Origin of the sequence: Rhodococcus sp. IEGM 1351 (assembly GCF_030056875.1) — a bacterium.
GTDB lineage: Bacteria > Actinomycetota > Actinomycetes > Mycobacteriales > Mycobacteriaceae > Rhodococcus_F > Rhodococcus_F opacus.
In genome coordinates this window covers 165,557-191,190 of record NZ_JASHKU010000008.1, presented here as the reverse complement: position 1 = coordinate 191,190, position 25,634 = coordinate 165,557, and the positions used below count along the sequence as shown (strand labels likewise).

23 protein-coding genes are annotated in these 25,634 nt (G+C 69.0%); 7 read left to right on the top strand and 16 right to left on the bottom strand.

Going from position 1 to position 25,634, the window contains the following annotated elements; translation table 11 throughout:
* Positions 1-153: 153 nt before the first annotated feature.
* From QM806_RS16380 to QM806_RS16370, 3 genes are all read left to right on the top strand, one after another.
* The gene (locus tag QM806_RS16380) at positions 154-651 is read left to right on the top strand and encodes a PH domain-containing protein (RefSeq protein WP_005566372.1); all 498 of its coding nucleotides are present in this window, start codon (positions 154-156) and stop codon (positions 649-651) included.
* A 52-nt stretch (positions 652-703) separates the two neighbouring features.
* Entirely contained in the window at positions 704-2,548 is a 1,845-nt protein-coding gene (ilvD, locus tag QM806_RS16375; protein WP_005259494.1) for a dihydroxy-acid dehydratase, read from the top strand.
* A gap of 325 nt (positions 2,549-2,873) precedes the next feature.
* A complete protein-coding gene (locus QM806_RS16370) occupies positions 2,874-4,409 on the top strand; it encodes an amino acid permease (protein ID WP_283292035.1) in 1,536 nt (511 codons plus the stop codon).
* A gap of 70 nt (positions 4,410-4,479) precedes the next feature.
* Here the strand turns inward: QM806_RS16370 and QM806_RS16365 are convergent, their stop codons facing one another.
* On the bottom strand, positions 4,480-5,349 hold the full coding sequence (locus tag QM806_RS16365) for a DoxX family protein (protein ID WP_005259499.1): 870 nt from the start codon (positions 5,347-5,349) through the stop codon (positions 4,480-4,482).
* Positions 5,350-5,447: 98 nt separating this feature from the next.
* Between QM806_RS16365 and QM806_RS16360 the strand changes: the two genes are divergently transcribed.
* The gene (locus QM806_RS16360; protein WP_005259500.1) at positions 5,448-6,596 is read left to right on the top strand and encodes a PQQ-dependent sugar dehydrogenase; all 1,149 of its coding nucleotides are present in this window, start codon (positions 5,448-5,450) and stop codon (positions 6,594-6,596) included.
* A gap of 76 nt (positions 6,597-6,672) precedes the next feature.
* Here QM806_RS16360 and gatB read toward each other — a convergent pair whose 3' ends face one another.
* The 4 genes from gatB to QM806_RS16340 form a co-directional block, all read right to left on the bottom strand.
* Complete coding sequence (gene gatB, locus QM806_RS16355) at positions 6,673-8,184, bottom strand: Asp-tRNA(Asn)/Glu-tRNA(Gln) amidotransferase subunit GatB (RefSeq protein WP_005566378.1); 1,512 nt, start codon at positions 8,182-8,184, stop codon at positions 6,673-6,675.
* 42 nt (positions 8,185-8,226) lie between these two features.
* A complete protein-coding gene (locus tag QM806_RS16350) occupies positions 8,227-9,258 on the bottom strand; it encodes an ATP-dependent 6-phosphofructokinase (protein ID WP_005240365.1) in 1,032 nt (343 codons plus the stop codon).
* A 96-nt stretch (positions 9,259-9,354) separates the two neighbouring features.
* Entirely contained in the window at positions 9,355-10,017 is a 663-nt protein-coding gene (locus tag QM806_RS16345; RefSeq protein WP_005240363.1) for a response regulator, read from the bottom strand.
* Positions 10,018-10,026: 9 nt separating this feature from the next.
* On the bottom strand, positions 10,027-11,223 hold the full coding sequence (locus QM806_RS16340; protein WP_007296848.1) for a sensor histidine kinase: 1,197 nt from the start codon (positions 11,221-11,223) through the stop codon (positions 10,027-10,029).
* Between the two features lie 139 nt (positions 11,224-11,362).
* Between QM806_RS16340 and QM806_RS16335 the strand changes: the two genes are divergently transcribed.
* On the top strand, positions 11,363-12,004 hold the full coding sequence (locus QM806_RS16335) for a hypothetical protein (RefSeq protein WP_054246641.1): 642 nt from the start codon (positions 11,363-11,365) through the stop codon (positions 12,002-12,004).
* Positions 12,001-13,452 carry an alpha/beta-hydrolase family protein gene (locus tag QM806_RS16330; RefSeq protein WP_054246642.1) on the top strand — a complete coding sequence of 484 codons (1,452 nt, stop codon included), beginning with the start codon at positions 12,001-12,003 and terminating at the stop codon, positions 13,450-13,452. Before QM806_RS16335 ends, QM806_RS16330 begins: the two co-directional genes overlap by 4 nt.
* Here the strand turns inward: QM806_RS16330 and gatA are convergent.
* The 3 genes from gatA to QM806_RS16315 are packed head-to-tail and all read right to left on the bottom strand — an operon-like array spanning position 13,449 to position 15,844.
* Positions 13,449-14,930, bottom strand: coding sequence for an Asp-tRNA(Asn)/Glu-tRNA(Gln) amidotransferase subunit GatA (gene gatA, locus QM806_RS16325; protein ID WP_054246643.1), 1,482 nt, complete (start codon positions 14,928-14,930; stop codon positions 13,449-13,451). The two genes, QM806_RS16330 and gatA, sit on opposite strands and share 4 nt — an antisense overlap.
* Entirely contained in the window at positions 14,927-15,226 is a 300-nt protein-coding gene (gene gatC / locus QM806_RS16320) for an Asp-tRNA(Asn)/Glu-tRNA(Gln) amidotransferase subunit GatC (protein ID WP_005259514.1), read from the bottom strand. The genes gatA and gatC overlap by 4 nt, the downstream gene beginning before the upstream one ends.
* Before the next feature lie 60 nt (positions 15,227-15,286).
* Entirely contained in the window at positions 15,287-15,844 is a 558-nt protein-coding gene (locus QM806_RS16315) for an antibiotic biosynthesis monooxygenase (protein ID WP_005566383.1), read from the bottom strand.
* Positions 15,845-16,048: 204 nt separating this feature from the next.
* On the opposite strand from QM806_RS16315, the gene QM806_RS16310 reads away from it, so the two are divergent.
* A complete protein-coding gene (locus QM806_RS16310; RefSeq protein WP_025432327.1) occupies positions 16,049-16,699 on the top strand; it encodes an ACT domain-containing protein in 651 nt (216 codons plus the stop codon).
* A gap of 37 nt (positions 16,700-16,736) precedes the next feature.
* On the opposite strand, the gene QM806_RS16305 is transcribed toward QM806_RS16310, so the two are convergent.
* From QM806_RS16305 to QM806_RS16270, 8 genes are all read right to left on the bottom strand, one after another.
* Positions 16,737-17,225, bottom strand: a complete 489-nt coding sequence (locus QM806_RS16305; RefSeq protein WP_005259518.1) for a GNAT family N-acetyltransferase — start codon at positions 17,223-17,225, stop codon at positions 16,737-16,739.
* A gap of 57 nt (positions 17,226-17,282) precedes the next feature.
* The gene (gene ligA / locus QM806_RS16300) at positions 17,283-19,373 is read right to left on the bottom strand and encodes an NAD-dependent DNA ligase LigA (RefSeq protein ID WP_054246644.1); all 2,091 of its coding nucleotides are present in this window, start codon (positions 19,371-19,373) and stop codon (positions 17,283-17,285) included.
* A 41-nt stretch (positions 19,374-19,414) separates the two neighbouring features.
* Entirely contained in the window at positions 19,415-20,437 is a 1,023-nt protein-coding gene (locus QM806_RS16295) for a methionine synthase (protein ID WP_005259522.1), read from the bottom strand.
* Positions 20,434-21,528, bottom strand: coding sequence for a tRNA 2-thiouridine(34) synthase MnmA (mnmA, locus tag QM806_RS16290; protein WP_007296841.1), 1,095 nt, complete (start codon positions 21,526-21,528; stop codon positions 20,434-20,436). Before mnmA ends, QM806_RS16295 begins: the two co-directional genes overlap by 4 nt.
* A complete protein-coding gene (locus QM806_RS16285) occupies positions 21,528-22,748 on the bottom strand; it encodes a cysteine desulfurase family protein (RefSeq protein ID WP_005566003.1) in 1,221 nt (406 codons plus the stop codon). Before QM806_RS16285 ends, mnmA begins: the two co-directional genes overlap by 1 nt.
* 17 nt (positions 22,749-22,765) lie before the next feature.
* Positions 22,766-23,689: a lysophospholipid acyltransferase family protein gene (locus QM806_RS16280; RefSeq protein ID WP_054246645.1), complete on the bottom strand. Its 924-nt coding sequence runs from the start codon at positions 23,687-23,689 to the stop codon at positions 22,766-22,768.
* Positions 23,686-24,519: a GNAT family N-acetyltransferase gene (locus QM806_RS16275; protein WP_054246646.1), complete on the bottom strand. Its 834-nt coding sequence runs from the start codon at positions 24,517-24,519 to the stop codon at positions 23,686-23,688. Before QM806_RS16275 ends, QM806_RS16280 begins: the two co-directional genes overlap by 4 nt.
* A 134-nt stretch (positions 24,520-24,653) precedes the next feature.
* Positions 24,654-25,610, bottom strand: a complete 957-nt coding sequence (locus QM806_RS16270; protein ID WP_005259533.1) for an electron transfer flavoprotein subunit alpha/FixB family protein — start codon at positions 25,608-25,610, stop codon at positions 24,654-24,656.
* Positions 25,611-25,634: the final 24 nt, after the last annotated feature.

The window sequence follows — 25,634 nt, the reverse complement described above, 5'->3', positions numbered from 1 at the left end:
CGCCGGCCGATTACGAGCAACTCATTCTGTTTCACGCGCTCGACGGTAGGCGCGCTAATAGTGAACAGTCAACTTGGTGAGTCGGCCGTCCCAGAATATGAGATACATCGGCTGCGGTGCGAAGATGTAGAGGTGTCAACTCCGCAGCAGCCCGTGCCACCAGAATCATCATCCCACACGACGAACCCACCCAAGCAGGTCATCCGGATTTCTCCCCTGGCCTATCTGGGATGCGCCTTCCTCCTGTTCGCCGTGTCGTTCCCCATCTTCGGCTGGCCGGCCGCCTTCGGCTGGCTCGTGATCGCCCCGATCGTCGCGGTGGCCTGGGTCGCGCGGGTGCGGACCACGGTCACGCCCGACGGACTCGAGGTGCGCCGGCTGTTCGGCGGCCGGTCGCTGGCGTGGTCCGAGATCACGGGATTCCGCTTCCCGGGGCGCGGCTGGGCCCGGGCCACGCTGACGGACGGGGGCGAGGTGACCCTTCCCGTCGTCACATTCGACCGGCTTCCCGATATCGCCCAGGCGAGCGGCGGCCGCATCACCGACCCCTACGCGGCAGCCGCCGCGGCGGACGAAGCGGCCCACCACGCCGACACCGAATCGAACGGCGAGCAGCCGGTGAAGAACCGGCCGGACACAGACGGCGAATAGTGCGCGAGTAGCGTTTGTCAGTACTTCCGTACGCTGACTAAGGAATACGCTCATGCCCCCGCTGAGGTCCCGAACCACCACCGCAGGACGAAATGCCGCAGGCGCCCGCGCACTGTGGCGCGCCACCGGAATGACCGACTCCGACTTCGGGAAGCCGATCGTCGCGATCGCGAACTCGTACACGCAGTTCGTTCCCGGGCACGTCCACCTGAAGAACGTCGGCGACATCGTCGCCGACGCCGTCCGCGCCGCCGGTGGTGTACCTCGCGAGTTCCACACGATCGCTGTCGACGACGGAATCGCGATGGGGCACGGCGGCATGCTGTATTCCCTTCCCAGCCGCGAGATCATCGCCGACTCCGTCGAGTACATGGTCAACGCGCACACCGCCGACGCCCTCGTCTGCATCTCCAACTGCGACAAGATCACCCCGGGAATGCTCAATGCCGCACTGCGTTTGAACGTTCCCACGGTGTTCGTGTCCGGCGGACCGATGGAGGCCGGCAAGGCGGTGGTGGTGAACGGTGTCGCCCAGGCACCGACCGACCTCATCACGGCGATCTCGGCGAGCGCCAACGACCAGGTCGACGAGGAAGGACTGTCCGAGGTCGAGCGCAGCGCCTGCCCGACGTGCGGGTCGTGCTCGGGCATGTTCACCGCGAACTCCATGAACTGCCTCACCGAGGCGCTCGGTCTGGCGTTGCCGGGCAACGGTTCCACACTGGCCACCCACGAGGCCCGTCGCGCGCTGTTCACCCGCGCGGGAACGACCGTCGTCGAAGCCGCGCTGCGGTACTACCGGGACGAGGACGACTCCGTCCTCCCCCGCAACATCGCGACGCCTGCCGCGTTCCGCAACGCGATGGCGCTGGATGTCGCGATGGGCGGCTCCACCAACACGGTGCTGCACACCCTCGCGGCCGCGCAGGAGGGTGAGGTCTACGACTTCGACCTCGACAAGATCGACGAGATCAGCCGCAAGGTGCCGTGCCTGTCGAAGGTCTCGCCCAACTCGGACTACCACATGGAGGACGTGCACCGGGCGGGCGGAATCCCCGCCATCCTCGGCGAACTCCGCCGGGCCGGACTGCTCGAGAGCGACGTCTCGACCGTGCACACCGAAAGCTTCGACGAGTGGCTCGACACGTGGGACATCCGGTCCGGCAAGGCATCCGACGAGGCCGTCGAACTCTTCCACGCCGCGCCCGGCGGCGTCCGCACCACCGAGCCGTTCTCGACGAACAACCGTTGGTCGTCGCTCGACACGGACGCCGCCAACGGCTGCATCCGCGACTTCGAGCACAAGCACACGGTCGAGGGCGGCCTGGCCGTGCTGCGCGGCAACATCGCCGTCGACGGCGCGGTCATCAAGACGGCGGGCATCGACGAAGACCTGTTCCACTTCCAGGGACCCGCGCGCGTCGTGGAGTCGCAGGAAGAGGCGGTGTCGGTGATCCTCGGCAAGAAGATCCAGCCCGGTGAGGTCCTCGTCGTGCGCTACGAGGGTCCCGCAGGCGGCCCGGGCATGCAGGAGATGTTGCACCCCACCGCATTCCTCAAGGGCTCCGGCCTCGGAAAGAAGTGCGCGCTGATCACCGACGGCCGATTCTCCGGCGGTTCCTCGGGACTGTCCATCGGCCACATCTCCCCCGAGGCCGCCAGCGGCGGCGCCATCGGCCTGGTGGAGGACGGCGACCAGATCCTCATCGACATCGCGACCCGCACGCTGAAGCTCCTCGTCGACGACGCGGTGCTCGCCGAGCGCCGGGCGAAGATGGAGTCGTCCGAGCGTCCGTGGCAGCCGGTGAACCGCGAACGCACCGTCACCACGGCCCTGCGGGCGTACGCCGCGCTGGCCACGTCCGCCGACAAGGGCGCGGTCCGTCAGGTCCCCTGACACACCCGCACCGGGCGCACCGAACAGACACGAAGCCGGGTGCCGCAGCAGGAGCTTCCTGCCGCGGCACCCGGCTTCCGTCGTCGGTGTGACGACGGATTCCGCCTCGGATGTGACCGCGCTCACGGGTGATCAACTCGCTCAGACGGCAACACCCCAGAACACGTTCTACTGATCGAATTGATCAGTTGAGCCCGGACTTCTTGCACACGGCGCTCAGTAGTGGTTCCCTCAGTTGGCCGTTGAGACCTACATCACAATCGGCAGCACCACCGGAACATCTCCGGCCCACGAGGCCATCGGGAATACAACCAAGGAGCGACACATGCCAGGAGTCGGCATTTGGCGAACGAAATCCGTTGAGCAATCGATAGCGGACACCGACGAACCCGACACCCGGCTGCGGAGGGAACTCACCGCGAAGGACCTCACCGTCTTCGGTGTCGCCGTCGTGATCGGCGCCGGCATCTTCACGCTCACCGCCCGGACTGCAGGCAACGTCGCCGGGCCGTCCATCTCGCTCGCCTTCATCCTCGCCGCCATCGCCTGCGGCCTGGCCGCCCTCTGCTACGCCGAGTTCGCATCCACCGTCCCCGTCGCGGGCAGTGCGTACACGTTCTCCTACGCCACCTTCGGCGAGTTCGTCGCCTGGATCATCGGCTGGGACCTCATCCTCGAATTCGCCCTTGCGGCAGCCGTCGTCTCCAAGGGCTGGTCGCTGTATCTGGGTAACGTCCTCGGGTTCAGCGGATCCACCACAGCCCACCTCGGTCCCGTCGACTTCGACTGGGGCTCGCTGATCATCGTCGGCGGCATCACGATCGTGCTCGCCATCGGGACCAAGGTGTCCTCACGCGTGTCCGCCGTCATCACGGCCATCAAGATCGCCGTCGTCCTCCTCGTCATCGCCGTCGGCGTGTTCTACATCAAGAAGGAGAACTACGCCCCGTACATCCCGCCCGCCGAGAGCAACGAGAGCGCCGCGCAGGGTGTGCACCAGACCCTCTTCTCCTTCCTCTCCGGAGCCGACGGCAGCAGCTACGGCTGGTACGGCCTCCTCGCCGCAGCGAGCCTGGTCTTCTTCGCCTTCATCGGATTCGACGTCGTCGCCACCACCGCCGAAGAGACCAAGAACCCGCAGAAGGCGCTCCCCCGCGGCATTCTCGGCTCGCTCGCGATCGTCACCGTGCTCTACGTCGCCGTCACCCTCGTGCTCACCGGCATGGTGAAGTACACCGACCTCAAGACAGGTAGCCCGCTCGTCGGCGACAGCAGCGCCACCCTCGCGACCGCCTTCGAGGCACACGGCATCACCTGGGCCCAGACCGCGATCAACTTCGGCGGGCTCGCGGGCCTCACCACCGTCGTGATGGTGATGATGCTCGGCCAGACCCGCGTCCTGTTCGCCATGTCCCGCGACGGACTCGTGCCCCGCGGTCTCGCCAAGACCGGCAAGAACGGCAGCCCCGTCCGCATCACCCTGTTCGTCGGCGCCGTGGTCGCACTCCTCGCCGCCTTCTTCCCGATGGGCACGCTCGAGGAGATGGTGAACATCGGCACCCTCTTCGCGTTCGTCCTCGTCTGCATCGGCGTCATCATCCTCCGCCGCACGCGTCCCGACCTGCCCCGCGGATTCCGCGTTCCGCTGGTCCCGCTGGTTCCCATCCTCGCCGTTCTGGCCTGCGGGTGGCTGATGCTGAACCTGTCGGTCGAGACCTGGATCCGATTCCTCGTGTGGATGGCCCTCGGCGTCGTCGTGTACCTCGCCTACGGCCGGCGCAAGTCGGTCCTCGGACAGAAGCTGGCCGCACAGGCCGGTCCGCCCGAGGAGGAGAACATCCCGGAACTCGTCCAGCGCTGATCTGACGAAAACGACTGTGCCGCACTCCCGATCCGGGGAGTGCGGCACAGTCGTGGAACGTGCGAAATGATCAGATGAGCGGGTTGGCGCCGTTCAGGAAAATCCACACGCACACACCGGCGCCGATACCCAGGATCAGTGCCGCGAACGACCCGATGAACGGGCGCGTCGCCCAGCCGCGACGGCCGTCGAGCGAGATACGCCCCGGCCCAGTGAGAATGATCACGCCGGCGCACACACCCAGCAGCGTCTCGTACTCGGTGCCTGCGGGTGCGAAGTACTCGAGCCCCGGTTCCGCGATCTGCCGGAACGCCCACGCATTGATCATCACGGCCAGCACCGAGGCGGCGGCCAGCGGGGTGACGAGACCGAGGATCAGCAGCGCACCGCCCGCGACCTCACCGATGGCACCCAGGATCGCGAGCAGTTTCGCCTGCTGGAAACCCGAGTTCACGAGCACCTCTTCGAACCCGTCGAGTCCCGGACCGTTCCACATCCCCGTCAGCTTCTGCAGACCGTGCACGAGTGCCGTTCCGCCGACCGCGAGTCGCAGGGCCAGCAGTCCGAGGTCAAGGGTGCCGCGGCCGATCTTCACGTCGCCCTCGCCGATCCGGTCGGTCGACGGATCGCCCGCCGTGGCCCCGAGGGACGCGCCGGAACCCGCGCCGATCACCTGCGTCGGCTGGTCCGGCATGTCGGACGCCCCCGACTGCCGGTACGCGGGGATCTGCTCGGTGGGGAGGCCCGCGCCGCGCGCGTCGCCGTAGTCGAGTTCGTCGTCGGTGTGCGGCAGGCCCTGCCCCCTGGATCCGGACGTCGGCGTGGCCGACGGAAAGCGCTCGGTGGGAAGGTCGTAAGGGCTCGAGACCTTGCCGTAGCCGGGTGAGGCGCTCTGGTCCGCAGCACCCTGGTCCGACGACTCGCTGGGGTCTTTCCGCATGTCAGTCACACCGTCAAGCCTAGGTCGATCGGCCGGACATCGCTCGTAGGCGGAACCGGCGTGGCGGCGACCTCGCACTCTTCCGTAACGTCTCCATCATGATGGTGGGTGGGCGGCGCCGCACGGCGTCCCGCAAGATGGCGATGTCCGCGCTGTGCGTGACGGCGGTCCTCGCCGCCGGGTGCGCGAAATTCGACGACTCCGCGTCCTCACCCTTCACACCCGAGCCGACGGGTGCGTCGGGCGCCGAGGTGGAGCCGGAGAATCCGCCGCCGTCCACGACCACCACCCCACCGCCGAGCGGGCCGCTCGGACCGTGCCAGGATCCGGACCCCAGCGTGATCGCCACCTGTCTCGACACCACCGGCGGACTCGTCGTCCTCCCCGACGGGGCCACCGCCCTGGTCGCGGAGCGGCGGACCGGACGCATCCTGCAGGTCGCTCAGGGGCAGACCCCCAAGGAGATCGCGCACGTCGACGTCGACGGCACCACCGACGGTGGACTCCTCGACATCGCGCTGTCGCCGAGTTTCGTCGAGGACAACCTCATCTACGCATACGTCACGACCCCGACCGACAACCGGGTGGTGCGGATCGCACCGGGAGACTCCGCCAAGGAGGTTCTCGGCGGGATTCCGCGCGGCGACGCGGGCAATGCGGGTTCGCTCGAATTCTCGGGCGACGAACTGATGGTCCTGACCGGCAACGCGGGCAACGCCGCCGCGGCCGCCGATCCGGCGTCCCTCGCCGGGAAACTGCTGAAGGTCACCGCCCTGTCGCCCGCACCGACTCCGGCGCAGCCCCGCCCTCAGGTGGTGCTGTCGGGCATCGGGACCGCCGGAGGGGTGTGCGTCGACCCGGGTGTCGCCGTGTGGGTCACCGACCGCACCCCGCTGGAGGATCGGCTGCTGCGGGTCAGCGCCGACGGAGCGGTGTCGTCTCCGGTGTGGACGTGGCCGGAGCGGCCCGGCGTCGGCGGCTGCGTCGCCGCCGGTGACGTCGTAGCGGTGTCACTGAGCACCGCGAAGGCGATGTCCGCACTCGCTGCCGACCCCGGCACGGGAGCCGTCACCACCGCCCCCGGTGTCATCGTCCAGGACCGGTACGGCCAACTCGGCGGCGCCGCACTCGGACCCGACGGTCTCATCTGGGTGAGCACGGTCAACAAGACCGGCGGTCAGCCCGGACCCAACGACGACCGCGTGATCAAGATGCCCCTGCCGTCCGGTGGCGGCGGATTCGACTGACGGCCCACCCCCGTCGAAACGAACGGGACGCTCGTTCGGTTGATCCGAACGAACGTCCCGTTGGTGCCGAAGGAGTTCAGCCGCAGGCTTCGATGACCAGTTCTTTGACGCGGGCCGGGTCGGCCTGACCACGCGTGGCCTTCATCACGTCGCCGACGATCTTGCCCGCGGCCGCGACCTTGCCGCCGCGAATCTTCTCGGCGATGTCGGGGTTCGCGGCCAGAGCCTCGTCGACGGCCGCCTTCAGCTTCGTGTCGTCGCGTTCGACGACCAGCTCGGGATGGTTCGCGACGACCTGCTCGGGGTCGCCCTCACCCTCGAGGACGTGGTCGACCACCTGGCGGGCCACCTTGTTGTTGAGCTTCCCGCTGTCGATCAGCGCGACCACCTGCGCGACCTGAGCCGGCGTGATCGGCAGCTCGGCGAGTTCCACGCCGCGGGTGTTCGCCTGCTGCGCCAGGTATGACACCCACCAGGACCGTGCGGCCTCCGGGGAGGCGCCGGCCTCGACGGTGGCGATGACGAGGTCGAGGGCCCCCGCGTTGACGAGGTCGCGCATGACCTCGTCGGAGACACCCCAGTCGGCCTGGATCCGGGCGCGGCGGACCCACGGCAGCTCGGGCAGGGTGCCACGCAGCTCCTCGATCCATTCCGCGCTGGGCGCGACCGGCTCGAGATCGGGCTCCGGGAAGTAGCGGTAGTCCTCGGCGGTTTCCTTGCGGCGGCCCGGTGACGTGGTCCCGTCGGCCTCCTGGAAGTGCCGGGTCTCCTGGATCACCTCACCACCGGCCTCCAGCACCGCGGCCTGCCGGCGCATCTCGTACCGGACCGCCACCTCGACGCTCTTGAGGGAGTTGACGTTCTTCGTCTCGGTACGGGTGCCGAGTTCGGTCGCCCCGATCGGCATCAGCGACACGTTGGCGTCGCAGCGCATCGAACCCTGGTCCATGCGGACGTCGGAGACGTTCAGCGACTTCAGCAGGTCGCGGAGCGCGGTGACGTACGCGCGGGCCACCTCGGGGGCGCGGGCACCGGCGCCACTGATGGTCTTGGTGACGATCTCGACGAGCGGGACCCCGGCGCGGTTGTAGTCGAGCAGCGAGTGGCTGGCGCCGTGGATGCGCCCGGTCGCGCCGCCGACGTGCAGCGACTTTCCGGTGTCCTCTTCCATGTGCGCACGCTCGATCTCCACGCGCCACGTGGTGCCGTCGTCGAGGACGACGTCGAGGTAGCCGTCGGTGGCGATCGGCTCGTCGTACTGGGAGATCTGGTAGTTCTTCGGCTGATCCGGGTAGAAGTAGTTCTTCCGCGCGAAGCGGCCCCACGGTGTGATCGAACAGTTCAGTGCCAGTCCGATCCGGATCGCGGACTCGACCGCCGCCTCGTTCACGACGGGCAGCGACCCGGGCAGACCGAGGCACACCGGGCACACCTGCGTGTTCGGCTCGGCGCCGAACTCGGTGGGGCACGGGCAGAACATCTTCGTTTCGGTGCCGAGCTCGACGTGCACCTCCATGCCGAGAACAGGCTCGTACTTGGCGAGCACTTCGTCGTAGTCGAGGAGGTCCGGAGCGTCGACAGCAGTCATGCCACAGAGTTTATGCGTCCGGCGGTTCGCCGAAAAACGCGGTCAGCCGAAAAATGCGGCCGCCTCCTCGTACCGCTCCCGCGGCACCGTCTTGAGGCGCCGGGTCGCCTCCTGGAGGGGCACGAGGTCGATCGACGTGCCGTGCAGGGCCACCATGTTTCCGAAGTCACCGCGGTGGACGGCGTCGGTGGCGTGCACCCCGAAGCGGGTGGCGAGCACCCGGTCGTACGGCGTCGGGGTGCCGCCCCGCTGCACGTGCCCGAGCACCGTCGTCCGCACCTCCTTGCCGATACGGCGGACGATCTCGTCGCCGAGCTGCTGTGCGACGCCGGTGAATCGTTTGTGACCGAACTCGTCGATACCGCCCTCACGCAGACTCATCGACTCCGGGGTCGGAGTGGCGCCCTCGGCGACGACGCAGATGAAATGCGAATCGCCGCGCTGGAATCGCTTCTTCACGAGGGAGCAGACTTCGCCGACGTCGAACGGGACCTCGGGAACGAGAGTGAGATGCGCACCGGTCGCGAGCCCGGAGTGCAACGCGATCCAGCCCGCATGCCGGCCCATCACCTCGACGAGCATCACCCGCTGGTGGGATTCGGCGGTGGTGTGCAGGCGGTCGATCGCATCGGTCGCGATGGACAGAGCGGTGTCGAAACCGAACGTCACGTCGGTGCAGTCGATGTCGTTGTCGATCGTCTTCGGAACCCCGATCACGGGCACCCCACTCTCGGCGAGCCAGCTCGCTGCGGTGAGCGTGCCCTCCCCGCCGATCGGGATGAGCGCGTCGATCCCGTTGTCGTCGAGAGTCTGCCGGATCTGGTCGAGGCCGGCCTTCAACTTGTCGGGGTTGACCCGCGCGGTACCGAGGATGGTGCCGCCCCGGGTGAGGATTCGATCGATCCGGTCGTCATTGGACAGCACCACCTTGCGATCCTCGAGCAGGCCGCGCCAGCCGTCACGGAATCCCACCACCGAGCTGCCGTATCGGCCGGCGGCGGTGCGAACCACCGCCCTGATCACCGCATTCAGTCCGGGGCAGTCTCCGCCTCCGGTGAGCATTCCGATCCGCATCCAAGCACCCCTCGTCGTCTCGTGTGGTGATGGTGGTTCTCATCACCCATCTTGCCGCTCGAACCGTGTTCGGGCACCTCGGACCGGCAGGTTCACTCAGCCCGGCGTGACGAGACCGCTCTCGTACGCCAGGACCACTGCCTGTGCGCGGTCGCGCAGATCCAGCTTGGACAGCACCTTGCCGACGTGCGTCTTGACGGTCTGCTCGGCGACGAACAGGCGCTCCGCGATCTCGGTGTTGGACATGCCGCGGGCGATGAGTTCGAGTACCTCGCGTTCGCGGGGCGTCAGCGCCGACAGCGCGGCCGGTTTGCGGCGCGCCGTGCTGCGGCGGCTGGTCACGTCGGCGATGAGACGCCGGGTGACGGTCGGCGCGAGAAGTGCCTCGCCGTCCGCGACCACCCGCACCGCGCGGATGAGTTCCTCCGCGGGCGCGTCCTTGAGCATGAAGCCGCTGGCCCCGATGCTCAGCGCCTCGTACACGTAGTCGTCGACGTCGAACGTCGTGAGCATGAGCACGCGCACCGGCGGATCGAAACCGGCCGACAGGATGACGCGGGCCGCGTCGAGTCCGTTCATCTCCGGCATGCGGACGTCCATCAGGACCACGTCGGGTCGCAGACGCCGGACCTCGCTCACCGCCACGGCCCCGTCCGGAGCGTCACCGATGACACTGATGTCGGGCTGTGAGGCGAGCAGGGCTCCGAAGCCCTGCCGGACCATAGCCTGGTCGTCGGCGATGAATACGGTGATGGCCACCCAGCCAGCCTAGGCGGAGGCGACCGGGAACTCGGCGTGGACGTCGAATCCGCCGTTGTCGTGCAGGTGGGTGGTGAGTACGCCCCCGACTGCCTGCGCACGCTCACGCATGCCGATGATGCCGTTGCCGCCGGTCGACTCGTGCCTGGTCAGGGCGGAGACGAGGCTCCGCCTCGGCGGCCCGTTGACGATCGACACGGACGCTATCGGCGACTCGTACGCGATCTTCACCTCGACCGCGGCGCCGGCCGCGTGGCGGGCCGTGTTGGCGAGGGATTCCTGCAGGATGCGGTACATCACGAGCCCGACCGACTCCGACACGAGCGTCGGGTCGCCGTCGACGTGCCAGGAGACGGGAATGCCTGCCCTGCGGCTGCCCTCGAGCAGCTCGCTGATCTGCTGAACCCCCGGCTGGGGCGCGTGCTCGGCCAGCTGGCCGTCGCTGCGCAGCACTCCGAGCAGTCCGCGCACCTCGTTCAATGCGGCGCGGCCGGCGGCTCCGATCGACTCGAACTCGGCCCGCGTCTCGTCCGACATGTCGGCGATGCGGTACGGCGCGCTCTGCGCCTGCACCACGACCATCGACATGTGGTGCGCGACGACGTCGTGCAGGTCCCGGGCGATGCGCGCCTTCTCCTCGAGGACCGTCCGGCGAGTGCGCTCGAGCTCACTCAGCTCCTCCTGCTGCGCGAGTTGCCGGCGGGAGAGCACCAGCCACCGGATCAGCAGGCCGAAGACGACGATCGCGGTCAGGCCCACCGCCCACCCGCGGCCGTTGGTGCCCGGGGTGTCGGCGAGGAACAGCAGGACGGTGGAGATCCATGCCACACCCACGACCGGAATCGCGGCCCGCATGCTGACGGCGGCCAGCAGGGCGAGCATCACCAGGATGTGGACCACCTGCCAGGGGTAGTCGTAGCCGTCCTGCAGTGCGAAGACACGCGGAATCACCAGCGCCGAGACCGCGGAGACGGCCCAGGCCAGCGCCGGATTCGAGCGGATGAGCAGGAACGGGAACGTCGCGAGCGCCGCCACGAACGGTTGGATGGGGGGACTGACCTGGTGGGTCAGCTGCAGGGTCGGCCACGCCACGGCGAACAAAATCGCCGTGACCACGACGATTGCCACGTTCAGCCACTGGCCTTCGGCGGCTCTCCGGATGCGCGTCTTCGTCTTCACACTGTCGACAGTAGAAACCGTGGTCACGGAGTGTCCTCATACCCCGGGCTCATGTCGGCGTAGCCCCGGAGTATGAGATCGGGGCCCCCTCGCACCACGAGACCAGGGATCGAACCGGACTCCGGGGTGATGTGGCTGCGCAACACGAATTCATAACGTTCTCGTCATGCGAAAGACGGGGACACGGAGAACGACTTGGGCCGCGGTGGCGTGCGCCGCAACCGCACTACTGACCACGACAGGATTCGCAGGCACCGGCGCGGCGAGCACGCCCCGGCACGAGAACGTCGCCGCCTCCGCCGCGGTGCACACCCTCACGGCACCGGCCGAGCTCACCGAGGACTCCGTTCCCGCGGACTTCGCTTCCGTGATGGGGTACACGCCGGTGCTGATCGACGGAATGCTCGCCAATCCCGGCGGAGACTGCTCGTCCCCCGTGCCGCTGCCACTCGAGTTCGATACGTCGTGCAAGGCCCACGACCTCGGTTACGACCTTCTGCGGTACGCGTCCCGGTCCGGCGAGGACCTGGGTCCCTGGGCGCGGCAGAGCCTCGACGCGCAGCTGGATCAGCGCATGCACGCGGCGTGCGACACCCGCGCCGACGAGCAGGCACGGGCGCAGTGCTTCGTCATGGCGAACGTCGCGGCTACCTTCGTCACCGGAAACAGCTGGCGCCAAAGCTATTCGGCACCGGTCACCGAATCCGGGCTCCCGTACGTACTGGCCGGCGGTGTCGGTGTCGCGCTCCTCGCCGGCGCGGCCTGGTCGATCCGCCGCCGCCCGCATCCGGTCGGAGCCGTCGCATGACCATCACCGCTCTGTCCGGTCCCGGACGGAGCACGGTGCACAGTCGCTCGCGAACGAAGCCGAATGCCCTGCGCCGCACACTGGTCACGACGATCCCGGTCTCCGCTCTCCCCCGCGTCTCCTCCACGATCGTCGTCACCGCCGTCACACTCGCGTCTCTCGCTCCCTCACTGCTCCCCCGGAGTGCGCTGACGCAGGCTCTGTTCACCGGTGTCCTCGCCGCATTCGGTTTCGGTTTCGTCGTCCTCGTCCGTCGACTGTGGCACCTCGTCACGCGTTCACGCAGCTACCACCCTCCGCGGGACTCGGTCCGTCTGCTGGCCCTGATCGGCGCCATGATCGTCGTGACCTGGGCGATCGTGCTCGCCGACCACTGGCAGGATTCACTGCGTGCCGCCATGGGCATGCCGGGCATCGGGCCGGACCACTGGATGCAGGCGATCATCGGGGCAGCGCTGACGTTGCTGCTGTTCGCCGGCATCGGCAACGTCGTCGGCACCGTCGCCCGCCATCTCGGCTGGATCGGCAGCGCCACCACCGCCGTCGTTCTCGCGACCGGGTTGCAACTGGTCGCCGGACCCGCGTTGTGGGGAATGATGTCCCGTTCCTACAGCGACTCCAACGCGCTCGTCGACGTGTCCCTGCACCGACCGATGTCCGCCGAACTGTCCGGCAGCCCGGACTCCGCGATCAGCTGGGAGTCGCTCGGGCGCCAGGGACGACGGTTCGTGGCGGCGGGCGAGCAGTCGGCCGGCATCCGCACATATGTGGGGATGGATTCGGCGCCGGACGTCGAATCGCGTGCGGCACTGGCGGTATCGGAGCTCGAGCGGGCAGGCGGATTCACCCGGTCCGCCATCGTCGTCACCGTGCCCACCGGCTCGGGGTGGATCGACGAGAACGCCGCCGAAGGATTCGAGGAACGCTTCGCCGACGACGTCGCCATCGTCGGCATGCAGTACTCGTACCTGCCGAGCTGGATCACGTTCGTGTTCGGACGTTCCGCCGCAGACGAATCGGCGGCCGCGTTGTTCGATGCCGTCGCCGAGCGGATCGCCGACCTGCCCGACCTCCTGCGTCCGGCTCTCTACGTCTACGGCCAGAGCCTCGGATCCGTCGGCGGCAGTGCACTTTTCACTGACGCCGACCAACTCCGCGAGCGTGTCTGCGGCGCACTGTGGGCGGGCCCGCCCGCCGGCTCCGTCCTGACGGACGGGGCGACGGTGCTGGCGAACACGTCCGACCCGGTGGTGTGGTGGTCCCCCGACCTGATCGTGCGCCGACCCGACCTCTCGCTCGCAGTACGCGATGCGCCGGTACCCCAATGGATTCCGGGCATCACGTTCCTGCAGACGAGTGTCGACCTGGTGTCCGCGCTGAACTTCGCGCCCGGGCACGGACACCGCTACGGCAGCGAGCAGGGCACCGCCCTGCCCGACTGCTCCTAGTTCGGCGAGCCGATCGGACCGCGTGCGGCCTCGTACGCGGCACCGACGCGGTACAGCCGCTCGTCGGCCAGTGCGGGAGCCATGATCTGCAGTCCCACCGGCAGACCGTCGTCCGCGGACAGTCCCGACGGAACCGACATCGCGCAGTGCCCGGCCAGGTTGGTCGGCAGCGTGCACAGGTCCGAGAGGTACATCGCGAGCGGGTCGCCGACCTTCTCGCCCAGCTTCCACGGGGTGAACGGGCTGGTGGGCGACACCAGGACGTCCACCTTCTCGTAGGCCTTCTCGAAGTCCCTGGCGATGAGCGTCCGCACCTTGAGCGCCTGACCGTAGTAGGCGTCGTAGTAGCCGGAGGACAGCGCGTAGGTACCGATCATGATGCGGCGCTTGACCTCCGGGCCGAAGCCGGCGGCACGCGTCGCGGCCATCACCTGGTCGGCGCTCATGTCGCCCTCGTCGATGCGCAGTCCGTAGCGCATCGCGTCGAAGCGCGCGAGGTTCGACGACACCTCGCTCGGCAGGATCAAGTAGTACGACGCGAGCGCGTACTCGAAGTTGGGACACGACACCTCGACGACCTCGGCACCGAGTTCGGTGAGTTGCGCGACGGCGGCGTCGAACGAGGAGATGACCCCGGGCTGGTAGCTGTCGGAGTGCAGTTCCTTGACCACACCCACTTTCACGCCCTTCAGGTTGCCACCGGCACCCTCACGCGCAGCGGCCACCACGGGGCGCACGGGCGCGTCGATCGACGTGGAGTCGCGCGGGTCGTGCCCGGCGATGACCTCGTGCAGCAGAGCCGTGTCGAGGACCGTGCGACCGCAGGGACCACCCTGGTCGAGCGAGGACGCGCACGCCACGAGGCCGAAACGGGAGACCGTGCCGTACGTCGGCTTGGTGCCGACCGTCGCCGTGACGGCGGCGGGCTGACGGATCGAGCCGCCGGTGTCGGTGCCGATCGCGAGCGGGGCCTGCCGGGACGCGAGGGCCGCGGCACTGCCGCCGCCCGAGCCGCCCGGGATGCGCGTGGTGTCCCACGGGTTGCGGGTGGGGCCGTAGGCGGAGTTCTCGGTGGACGACCCCATCGCGAACTCGTCGAGGTTGGTCTTACCCAGGATCGGGATGCCGGCGTCGCGCAGTTTCTTCGTGAGCGTGGCGTCGTACGGTGCGATCCAGCCTTCGAGAATCTTCGACGCGCACGTGGTGGGCATGTCGGTGGTGGTGAAGATGTCCTTGAGCGCCAACGGAACTCCCGCGAGCGGGGAGGCGGGCGCATTGCCCGCGGCGAGGCTGCTGTCCACTTCCTTCGCCGACACGAGGGCCTGCTCGCCTGCCACGTGCAGGAAGGCGTTCAGTTCCCCGTCGACTGCGGCGATGCGGTCGAGATGCGCCTGGGTGACCTCGACGGACGACACCTCACGGCTGTGGATCTTCGACGCGAGATCTGAGGCGTCGAGGGTGGTCAGTTCGGCGCTCATTCGCCCTCTCCAAGGATCTGCGGGACGGCGAAGCGATTCTGCTCGACAGCGGGTGCGCCGGACAGCGCCTGCTCGGGAGTCAGGCCGGGAACGATCACGTCGGGACGGGTCACGTTGGTGACCGCGTTCGGGTTCGCCATCGGCGGAACATCCTCGGCGGGCACCTCGGTGACCACCTTCACGTGGCTGAGAATCGAGTCCAGCTGACCGGCGAACTCGTCGAGCTCGGCATCGGTCAGGGCGAGTCGAGACAGCCGCGCGAGGTGCGCGACCTCGTCACGGGAGATGGCAGGCACCGCGGGGCCCCTTTCGGTTCGGACGTACACAAGTAGGTCCCAGCCTAGAGCGTGGCCCGATCAGCCGTGCAGCCAGCGCCGCAACCTGCCCGTCAGGAACGGCAGAACCACGAAGACCATCACCGGAGTCGTGACCACCGACGCCACCAGGGTGCGGGTCACGACGTCCAGGGCCGTGAGCCGAGGGGTGACGAACAACGCGATGAGGAGTGAGATCGGGAAGAAGCCGAGCCAGATGGTGACCGCCTGCTTCCACCGCGGCGGTGGCGGCGTGACCCGCACGGCGTGCGTCAGCGTCGACTGCGGTTCGAACCAGCCCTCCACCCCGGTCAGCCGGTGCGTGACCGTGTCCTGTGCGAGACCCGTCCCCCGGCCCACCCACACCTTCCTGGCGGGCGACGTCGTCCACGCGTCGAGAGTGTCCTCGTCCGCGAACCGGTACACCACGTGGTACTGCTCGGGATCGGACGCCGCGCGCAGCCAGCCCCCGCCGAGGAACCCCGGGAACGTGCCCGCCATCGCCATCCCGGCGTCCGTCCAGCGCAGGAATTCCTGTTCCCGGCCCGCCGCCACCCGCCGCGAGACGGACGTCGTCACTCCCGTTTCCGTGGTGTTCATGCACCCATGTTTGGGCTGGCGTGTTTCGCGGACGAGGCGAATTCGTATCCGCAGTGTCACGAATCGAGCGCGACCTGCGAGTCCCCGTCCCGTCCCCGGCGAAGCCGCAGGGGGGACCGCATACTCGGGAACGAAAGTGCAAGGATGGTGAGCGACGGGGGTCGCAGGTACTCCCGCGTCTATCTCGTGGTGAAAGGGACGCACGTGTCGTATCTGCTTCGCGTCCAGCTTCCCGACCGTCCCGGTAGCCTCGGCTCTCTCGCCGTCGCCCTGGGGTCGGTGGGTGCTGACATTCTGTCGCTCGACGTGGTGGAACGGGGTGCCGGATTCGCCATCGACGACCTCGTGGTCGATGTCGAGCCGGGATCGCTCCCCGACACCCTCATCACGGCGGCCGAGAACCTGCCCGGCGTCACCGTCGACTCCATCCGGCCGTACGCCGGAATCCTCGACACCCACCGTGAGCTCGAGCTCATCGACCAGGTCGCCACCGCGGCGGACGATCGACTGCAGGTCCTCGTGGACGGAGCGCCGCGCGTGCTCCGGGTCGGCTGGTCCGTGGTCGCCGACCTCGGTCCGCACGGCGCATACCGGGTGGTCGGCAGCTCGGGAGCTCCCGAGACCCATGCCACCGAGATCCCGTGGATGCCGCTGGAGAAGCCCACGGCGCTCGACGGCGAGGGCGACTGGGTGCCGCAGGTGTGGCGTGACATGAACACCACACTCGCGGCGGCTCCCCTCGGGACCACCGGCCGCGTGCTGATGCTCGGCCGCCCCGGCGGCCCGGAGTTCCGTCCGTCCGAGATCGCCCGGCTGGGTTACCTCGCCGGCATCATCGCGACGGTTCTGAGCTGACCACCGTCCCGGGCCGGGAGGTCCGGTGGTGGTCGCCTCAGACGAGCTCGCGGACCAGGACGGTGAGCTCGACGCCCGGCACGGGCACCCAGTTCCGTTCGGGCACAGGCACGAAACCGTTGCGGTCGTAGATTCGGCGGGCATCTTCCATGTCCGGCTGGGTGGACATCACGACCGCGCGGTCCCCGCGGTCGTATGCCGTGTCCAGCACGTGCCGCACGAGCGCCGACCCGACCCCGGAACCGCGGGCGTCGGGTGACACGGCGAGCATCCGGAATTCGAGTTCACCCGGCTGCGCGACGTCGGCGTACGGGGAAGCCGGTTCCGCGATCGTGACGGAACCGACGATCCGGCCCTCCATCACGGCAACCCGGACATCCGCCTTCTCCGCCCGCTCGGCGGTGTCGCGCAACCGGTTCGTGTACGGATCGTGCGCCTCGACGAATCCGCCGCCCACGTAGGCGATCACCGTGAGGTCACTGACGGCCTCGTACTCGTCCGGCGTCGCATTCCGAATCTCGATCATGTCCAGAACTATGACAGGACTGCTCACGCCGCCCAAAATGCGGGCGTGAGGTTCCGATCACACTCCGGAATCCGCGACCGCGTCCGGTCCGCCCTCCAGCAGTCGACGGAACCCGTCCTCGTCGAGGACCTGCACTCCGAGTTCGACGGCCTTGTCGTGCTTCGAACCCGGCGATTCGCCGACCACCACGTATGCCGTCTTCTTCGACACCGAACCCGCGGCCTTACCGCCTCGGACGAGGATCGCCTCCTTCGCCTGGTCGCGCGAGAACGTCTCGAGCGAACCCGTGACGACGATCGACAGTCCCTCGAGATTGCGCGGAATCGATTCGTCACGTTCGTCTTCCATGCGAACCCCGGCCGCGGACCACTTCTCCACGATCTGCTGGTGCCAGTCGACACCGAACCACTCGGCGACGGCCGCGGCGATGGTGCCGCCGACCCCGTCCACAGCGGCGAGTTCCTCGACGGAGCTCTGCCGGATCCGCTCGAGCGACCCGAATTCACCGGCCAGCGCACGCGCCGCCGTGGGACCGACATGACGGATGGACAGCGCGACCAGCACCCGCCACAGCGGCTTGTCCTTGGCGGAATCGAGATTGTCGAGCAGCCGGCGGCCGTTGGCCGACAGCCCGCCGGCCTTGGTCCGGAAGAGCGACGTCTTGAGCAGATCGTCCTCGGTGAGCGAGAACAGGTCTCCCTCGTCGCCGATCGCCTTGGCCTCGAGCAGGCTCGTGGCGGCCTCGTAGCCGAGGACCTCGATGTCGAACGCGCCGCGGCCCGCGACGTGGAACACGCGTTCCCGGAGCTGCGCGGGGCAGTACTGCTGGTTGGGGCAGCGAATGTCCGCGTCACCCTCCTTGGCGGGGGCCAGCGGCGTGTCGCACTCCGGGCAGTGGGTGGGCATCACGAACTCGTACTCGTCGCCCGTCCGGGCGTCGACCACGGGCCCGAGGACCTCGGGGATGACGTCACCGGCCTTGCGCAGCACGACCGTGTCGCCGATGAGCACGCCCTTGCGTTTGACCTCGGAGCCGTTGTGCAGGGTGGCGAGTGAGACGGTGGAGCCGGCGACCGTGACCGGTTCCATGTAGGCGAACGGGGTGACTCGGCCGGTGCGACCGACGTTGACCCGGATGTCGAGGAGCTTGGTGGTGGCCTCTTCCGGCGGGTACTTGTAGGCGATCGCCCAGCGCGGCGCCCGGGACGTGGACCCGAGCCGGCGTTGCAGCGACGTCTCGTCGACCTTGACCACCAGACCGTCGATCTCGTGCTCCACGTCGTGCCGGTGCTCGCCCCAGTACTGCACCCGGTCCACGACGGCGTCCGCGCCCGTGACACGCGCGGTGTGAGTCGACACCGGCAGGCCCCACGCCGCCAGTGCCGTGTACGCGTCGTACTGGGAGACCGGCTCGAATCCTTCACTGCGGCCGAGTCCGTGGCAGATCATTCCGAGGCGCCTGCGGGCCGTGACGGCCGGATTCTTCTGCCGCAGCGACCCGGCCGCGGAGTTCCGGGGATTCGCGAACGGCGCCTTGCCTTCCTCGACGAGCGCCGCGTTGAGTGCCGCGAAGTCCTCGAGCCGGAAGAACACCTCGCCGCGCACCTCGAGGAGCGCGGGGACCGGGTATTCGTCTGTGCCGGTGAGCTTTTCCGGGATGTCGTCGATGGTTCGCGCGTTCAGAGTGACTTCTTCACCGGTTCGGCCGTCGCCTCGCGTGGCGGCCCGGACGAGCCGGCCGTTCTCGTAGACCAGGTTCAGCGCGACTCCGTCGATCTTCACCTCGCACAGGTAGTGCAGGTCGGGGCCGGTCTCCTGCTCCACCCGGCTGATCCAGGTGCGCAGTTCGTCGGTGGCGAAGACGTTGTCGAGACTCAGCATCCGCTCGAGATGATCGGCGGAGGCGAAGTCGGTGGCGAAACCGCCGCCGACGAGTTGTGTCGGCGAATCGGGCGTCCGCAGGTCGGGGTACTGGTTCTCGAGGTCGTTCAGCTCGCCCAGCAGCACGTCGAACTCTCCGTCGGAGATGATGGGCGCGTCGCGGACGTAATAGCGGAACTGGTGCTGCCGCACTTCCTCGGCCAGCTCGTTCCAGTGCTCCCGAATGTGTCCGGGGGCCGGTGTCGGGGCTTCGGTCGATTCACTCACTACCGAAGATTAACCGGTCCGGCCGACACCGAACGCCGGACTCAGAGCGATTCGGGGTCGTCGGTGAACGCGCTGCTCACCTCGGCGCACAACTTCAGCGCGTCCCGGCTCCAGGACGCGCTTGCGCCCGCGAGTCCGCAGGCGGGAGTCACGGCGACCTGGGTCCGCAGCGTCGTGCGCGGAAATCCGAGCCGGTCGATCAGCGTCACCGCAGGTCGGGCCAGGTCGCGCCACGTGGCAGGCACCGCGGGAGCGTCGGTCGGGACGAGGCCGAGTGCGAGCTCCTTGCCCGCGTCGAGCAACTCGCCGATGCCGTCCAGGTCCGCGGACGCCAGCTGAGACACGTCCAGACCCACCGCACGGGCACTGCTGCGCCGCAGAAGGTCGGTGGGCAGGTCGGCGGAGCAGCAATGCACCATGGTCACCGCGCCGCAGCCGGCGAGGGCGGCCTCGAGCACGGCGAGAGCCTCCGGTTCCGGCATCGCCCGCACGGTCTCGAGCCGCGACCGACCGGACAGTGTGCCCGCAAGCACGGCGGGCAGTCGCGGCTCGTCGAATTGGACCAGCACCTGCGCGCCGAGACGTCGCGTGACTTCCGCGGCGTGCCGCGCGAGCCCCTCGCCCAGCGATTCGGCGAAGTCGCGCACCGCGCCGGGATCGGTGAGCACGCGCCGGCCGGTGCCGAGTTCCACCTCGGCCGCCAGCGTGAGTGGACCCACCGACTGCACCTTCACCACGTGGTCGGCGCCGACGAGGCCCGCACTCTCCCACGCCTCCTCGAGCGCGTCGAGATCCTGGTTCAGAAGGTCGGTCGCCCGCTTGGCGACCGAGCCGCGACGCTGCACCACGCGGTAGGCCGTCGTGGACACGTCCAGCTGCAGATCCACGAGCAGAGCGCTGGCGCGGCCGATCATGTCGGCGCCGAGCCCGCGGGCGGGCAACTCGACGAGGTGCGGGAGCCGGCCGAGTTCACCGAGAACGATCGTGGCGGCTTCACGCGGATCCGTGCCCGGCCACGAGCCGACGCCGGTGACGGCTCCGGCCAGTGAGATACCCTGCGTCACTGCGTGTTCGGACGCGCGTCGGTACCCGAGATGGTTCCGCTGCCCAGCACGATGTCGCCTGCCGGGTCGGTCCGGTACAGCACGACGGCCTGCCCCTTCGCGACGCCGGTGAGCGGCTCCCGAAGGGAGATGGCGATGCCGCCGTCGACCGCTTCGGCGACGGCGTCGGCGAGTCCGCCGTGGGCCCGGACCTGGACGGTGCATTCGAGGGGCCCGGTCGGCGTGCTCCCGGACGTCCACACGGCGCGGTCCGCCGTGATCGCGTGCACCTCGAGGTCGCGTGCGGAACCGACGCGGACGGTGCCGGTGTCGGGTTCGATGGACGTCACGTACCGCGGTTGCCCGTCGGCTGCGGGACCCTGGACGCCGAGGCCCTTCCGCTGGCCGATCGTGAAACCGTGCACGCCTTCGTGTTCCGCGAGCACCTCACCCGAATCGGCGTCGACCACACTGCCCGGGCGAACACCGATGCGGGCACCGAGGAATGCGCGGGTGTCGCCGGACGGGATGAAGCAGATGTCGTGGCTGTCGGGCTTGTTCGCCACGGCGAGGCCGCGTTCGGCGGCCTCCTCCCGGATCTGGCCCTTCGGGGTGTCCCCCACCGGGAACATCGCCCGCGACAACTGCTCGGCGGTGAGCACACCGAGCACGTACGACTGATCCTTGTCCGCGTCGACGGCGCGGCGCAGCACGCCGTTCTCGAGTTGCGCGTAGTGGCCGGTGGCCACCGCGTCGAACCCTAGGGCGATCGCACGGTCCGCGAGCGCCGCGAACTTGATCTTCTCGTTGCACCGCAGGCACGGGTTGGGGGTCTCCCCCGCGGCGTACGACGCCACGAAGTCGTCGATCACGTCTTCCTTGAAGCGGTCGGCGAAATCCCAGACGTAGAACGGGATTCCGAGCACGTCCGCGGCACGCCGGGCATCACCGGCGTCCTCCTTGGAGCAGCACCCCCGGGATCCGGTCCGCAGCGTGCCCGGCTCGGCGGACAGCGCGAGATGCACGCCCACCACGTCGTGCCCGGCAGCGACCGCCCGTGCCGCCGCCACCGCGGAATCCACACCGCCACTCATGGCCGCCAGTACTCGCATCAACGATCCCCTCCACGCGCTCCGACACCGGCGAGCCCGGCGGCGCGGGCCCGCTCCACAACTTGCGGCAGTGCCGCGATGACTGCATCCACGTCCGCGACCGTCGACGTGTGCCCGAACGAGAAACGCAACGATCCCCGCGCGGTCGCGGAATCCACGCCCATCGCGGTCAGGACGTGGCTCGGACGAGCAACTCCGGCGGTACACGCCGACCCGGTCGAACACTCGATCCCGGCGGCGTCGAGCAACATCAGCAGCGAATCGCCCTCGCAGCCGGGGAACGTGAAGTGGGCGTTGCCCGGCAGCCGCGCGCTGCCCACCGGCCCGTTCAGCACGGCATCGGGAACGGTCTCGCCGACACGCTCGATCAAGCGGTCGCGCAGGACGGTCAGTTCCGTCGCGCGGGAGTCGAGGTCGGCGGTCGTGTCGCGCAGCGCCGCCGCCATACCGACGACGCCCGCCGTGTCCGGGGTACCCGAACGCAGGTCGCGCTCGTGTCCCCCGCCGTGCAGCAGCGGCACACACGGCACCTGCCGTCCCAGCAGCAGCGCACCGACGCCCTGCGGTCCGCCGACCTTGTGCGCGGCGATGCTCAGCGCGGACAGCCCGCTCGCAGCGAAGTCCACGGGGATGTGCGTGACGGCCTGGACGGCGTCGCTGTGCATCGGCACACCGAACTCGGCCGCCACGGCGGCGAGTTCGGTGATCGGCATGATCGTGCCGACCTCGTTGTTGGCCCACATGATCGTGACCAGGGCCGTCTCGTCCGCGTTGACGGCGAGTTCGTCGCGCAGCGCCTGCGGGGACACCCGGCCCAGTTCGTCGACGGGCAGCCACGTGACCTGGGCACCCTCGTGCTTCTCGAGCCACTCCACCGCGTCGAGAACCGCATGGTGCTCCACGGAACTGGCGAGAATCCGCACCCGGTCGGGGTCGGCGTCCCGCCGGGCCCAGAAGATGCCCTTGACCGCGAGATTGTCGCTCTCGGTGCCGCCGGAGGTGAAGATGACCTCGGACGGCCTGGCACCGAGGTCGGCGGCGATGGACTCGCGGGCCTCCTCGATGCGACGGCGGGCGGCGCGTCCGGAACCGTGCAGCGAGGACGCATTGCCCACGGTCGTGAAGATGTCGGTCATCGCCCGGACGGCAGCGGGCACCATGGGAGTGGTGGCTGCGTGGTCCAGGTAGACGGGGTGATCGGCACTGCGGGCAGAGGTCATGACGTGACCAGGATAGCTCAGGCGACGAGACGCTCCGCCGCCTCGATGCCCACGGCCGCCGTCCCGACCGCACCCTGCAGCGGATCGACGATGTCGTGCGCTGCGAGATCGATCCGTTCATCGCCCCGCGCGGCGCGCTCACACCGGGTCGCCAGATCGCGGCGGCAGTCCCCCGGGTACTCGATCGGCGCCAGCCGGACCTCCGCGGTGACTCCCTTCTGGCGGATGATGCGCCGGATCGACTGGCCGATCGTCTCCTCGCCGACGAAGCACGGCCCGGTCGTCAGGTCCCCGCCCCGGCCGGTGTACCGCAGCGAGATCGGCTGGACCGGGCATTCCGCGTCGATCGCCGCCTGGAACAGCGCAGGCCGGAAACCGCCGTACGCCCGTCCGCACCACGTGGTGCCCTCCGGGAACGCCACGACTCGTTCGCCGTCGCGCAGCCTGCCCGCCGTCGTCGCCACCGTGTCCGGGAGTGCGCGCAGGTTCTGCCGCTCGATCGGGACGACCCTCATCCGCTGCGCGAGCGACCCCAGAACCGGCCAGTCCAGCAGATCCCCGCGGGCGACGAAGTTCGCCGGGGCGAGCGCGCTGAGCACCAGCACATCGGTCCACGACACGTGGCCGGCCACCACCAGGATCCCGCCGGTGTGACGGCGCTTTCCACGATGATCGACGACGACGAGGCGAATTCCCACGCAGCGCAACAGGATCGCTGCGTACCGCCGCTGCAGACCGGTCCGCCACGACCGCGGCAGCAGCCATCCCGCGGTCAGGAGCGGCGCCGTCGCCAGTGCCGACACGACGAGGCACCAGCGAACGACCACGGTCGGGATCGACACTCCGTTCGCCTCCGCGGGCAGACATCCCGCGCCGCACGGACTCGACGGCATCCACGAGTGCACGGTCGCCTCGGGCGACTCGGACACCGCCGTGCTCATGCTCGTGCTCCCGCCTCGAGAGTGGCCGATGCCGAACGCAGGCGTTCGAGGTAGCGCTCGTTGGCGCCGTGCAGTCCCTGCAGTGCGACGAAATCGGCGACACCGAACTCCGGATCGTGCGCGGGCTCACCGCACACCTTGGCGCCGAGGCGCAGGTAGCCCCGGAGCAGCGGCGGCAGGGTCGGCCGGGCGGGCGGCTCGATCTCGTCGAGCGACCGCCCGTCGACGCGCACCGGGTTCCTGGGCACGGCCCGCGCGGCCGGGTCGTTGCCGTACTTGCGGAGCAGCAGGTCGCGCACCCCTCGGACGTTGGATCCGGCCACCGCGTCCGGATGCTCGCGCATCGGCACGGAGACGCATCCCATGACCCATTCGTATCCGGTGAGCTGCAGGTAGTGGAGGATGCCTGCCCACATCAGGCTCAGCACCGAACCGGAGCGGTGGTCGGGGTCGACGCACGCCCGGCCCATCTCGACGATGCGGTTGCCGACGGGGTCGAGCGCGGAGATGTCGAATTCGGTGGCGGTGTAATAGCCACCGGCCTGGGCAGCGGCGTCGGGCGGGAGCATGCGGTAGCAACCGACGAACTCGCCGGTCTCCTCGTGGCGGACGAGGAGGTGGTCACAGAAGTCGTCGAACCGGTCGGCGTCGAGGGCGTCCGCGTGCGCGGGGACGGAGAATCCGGGTTCGGAGGCGAACACGCGGTAGCGCAGCCGCTGGGCGGAAACGCGGTGTTCGCGGTCGGACGAGACGACCAGGGAGTATCGGGGCGCGGTTACAACAGAATCGGCGGTCTCACTCGGTGCGCGGAGAACTGACGAAGTTGTCATGGCGCAGGTTTACCGAGCAGGGGCGGCGTGAGGGCATCGCCCGGGTGTCGTGTCGATGCAGCCCGGATGAACGACGGAAGATACGACGACGGCCCCGCTCCCGGCGAGGGAACGGGGCCGCCGTCGGCCGAGAATCAGCCCTTGTGGGCCTTGACTGCCTCGGTGAGCTGCGGAGCGACGTTGAACAGGTCGCCGACGATGCCGTAGTCCGCGATCTCGAAGATCGGGGCTTCCTCGTCCTTGTTCACGGCGACGATGGTCTTCGACGTCTGCATACCGGCGCGGTGCTGGATGGCACCGGAGATGCCGAGCGCGATGTACAGCTGCGGGGAGACCGTCTTGCCGGTCTGACCGACCTGGAACTGTCCCGGGTAGTAGCCCGAGTCGACCGCGGCACGCGAGGCACCGACAGCGGCACCCAGCGAGTCGGCGAGTTCCTCGACGACGGTGAACTTGTCGGCGCTGCCGACACCGCGGCCACCGGAGACGACGACGGTCGCCTCGGTGAGCTCGGGGCGGTCGCCACCGACGATCGGATCACGCGAGGTGATCTTGACGGCGCCCTCTTCCTGGGCCGGGACCTCGACGGAGACCTTCTCGCCTGCGCCGGCTTCGGGCTTCGCCTCGATGGCACCCGGGCGGACCGAGATGACCGGGACGTCGCCGTTGGCCTTGGCGTCGACGGTGAATGCGCCACCGAAGATGGAGTGCACGGCACTGCCGTCGGACTTCACGTCGACGACGTCGACGAGCAGGCCGGAGCCGATGCGGGCAGCAAGACGTCCGGAGACCTCCTTGCCCTCGACGCTGGCGGCGGTGATGACCGCAGCCGGCGCGGCCGACTCGACGAGCGACGCGAGCACGTCGACCTTCGGGGTGACCAGGTAGCCGTCGATGTCGTCCGACTCGGCGACGTAGATCTTGGCCGCGCCTGCGGCGGCGAGGCCCTCGGCCAGCTTGTCGGCGGTACCGGCGGGACCGGTGACCACTGCGGCCGGCTCACCGAGCGCGCGAGCGGCGGTGATGAGTTCGGTGCTGACCTTCTTCAGCGCACCCTCTGCGTGCTCGACGAGCACCAGTACTTCTGCCATGTCTAACTCTCCCTGTATGTGTCT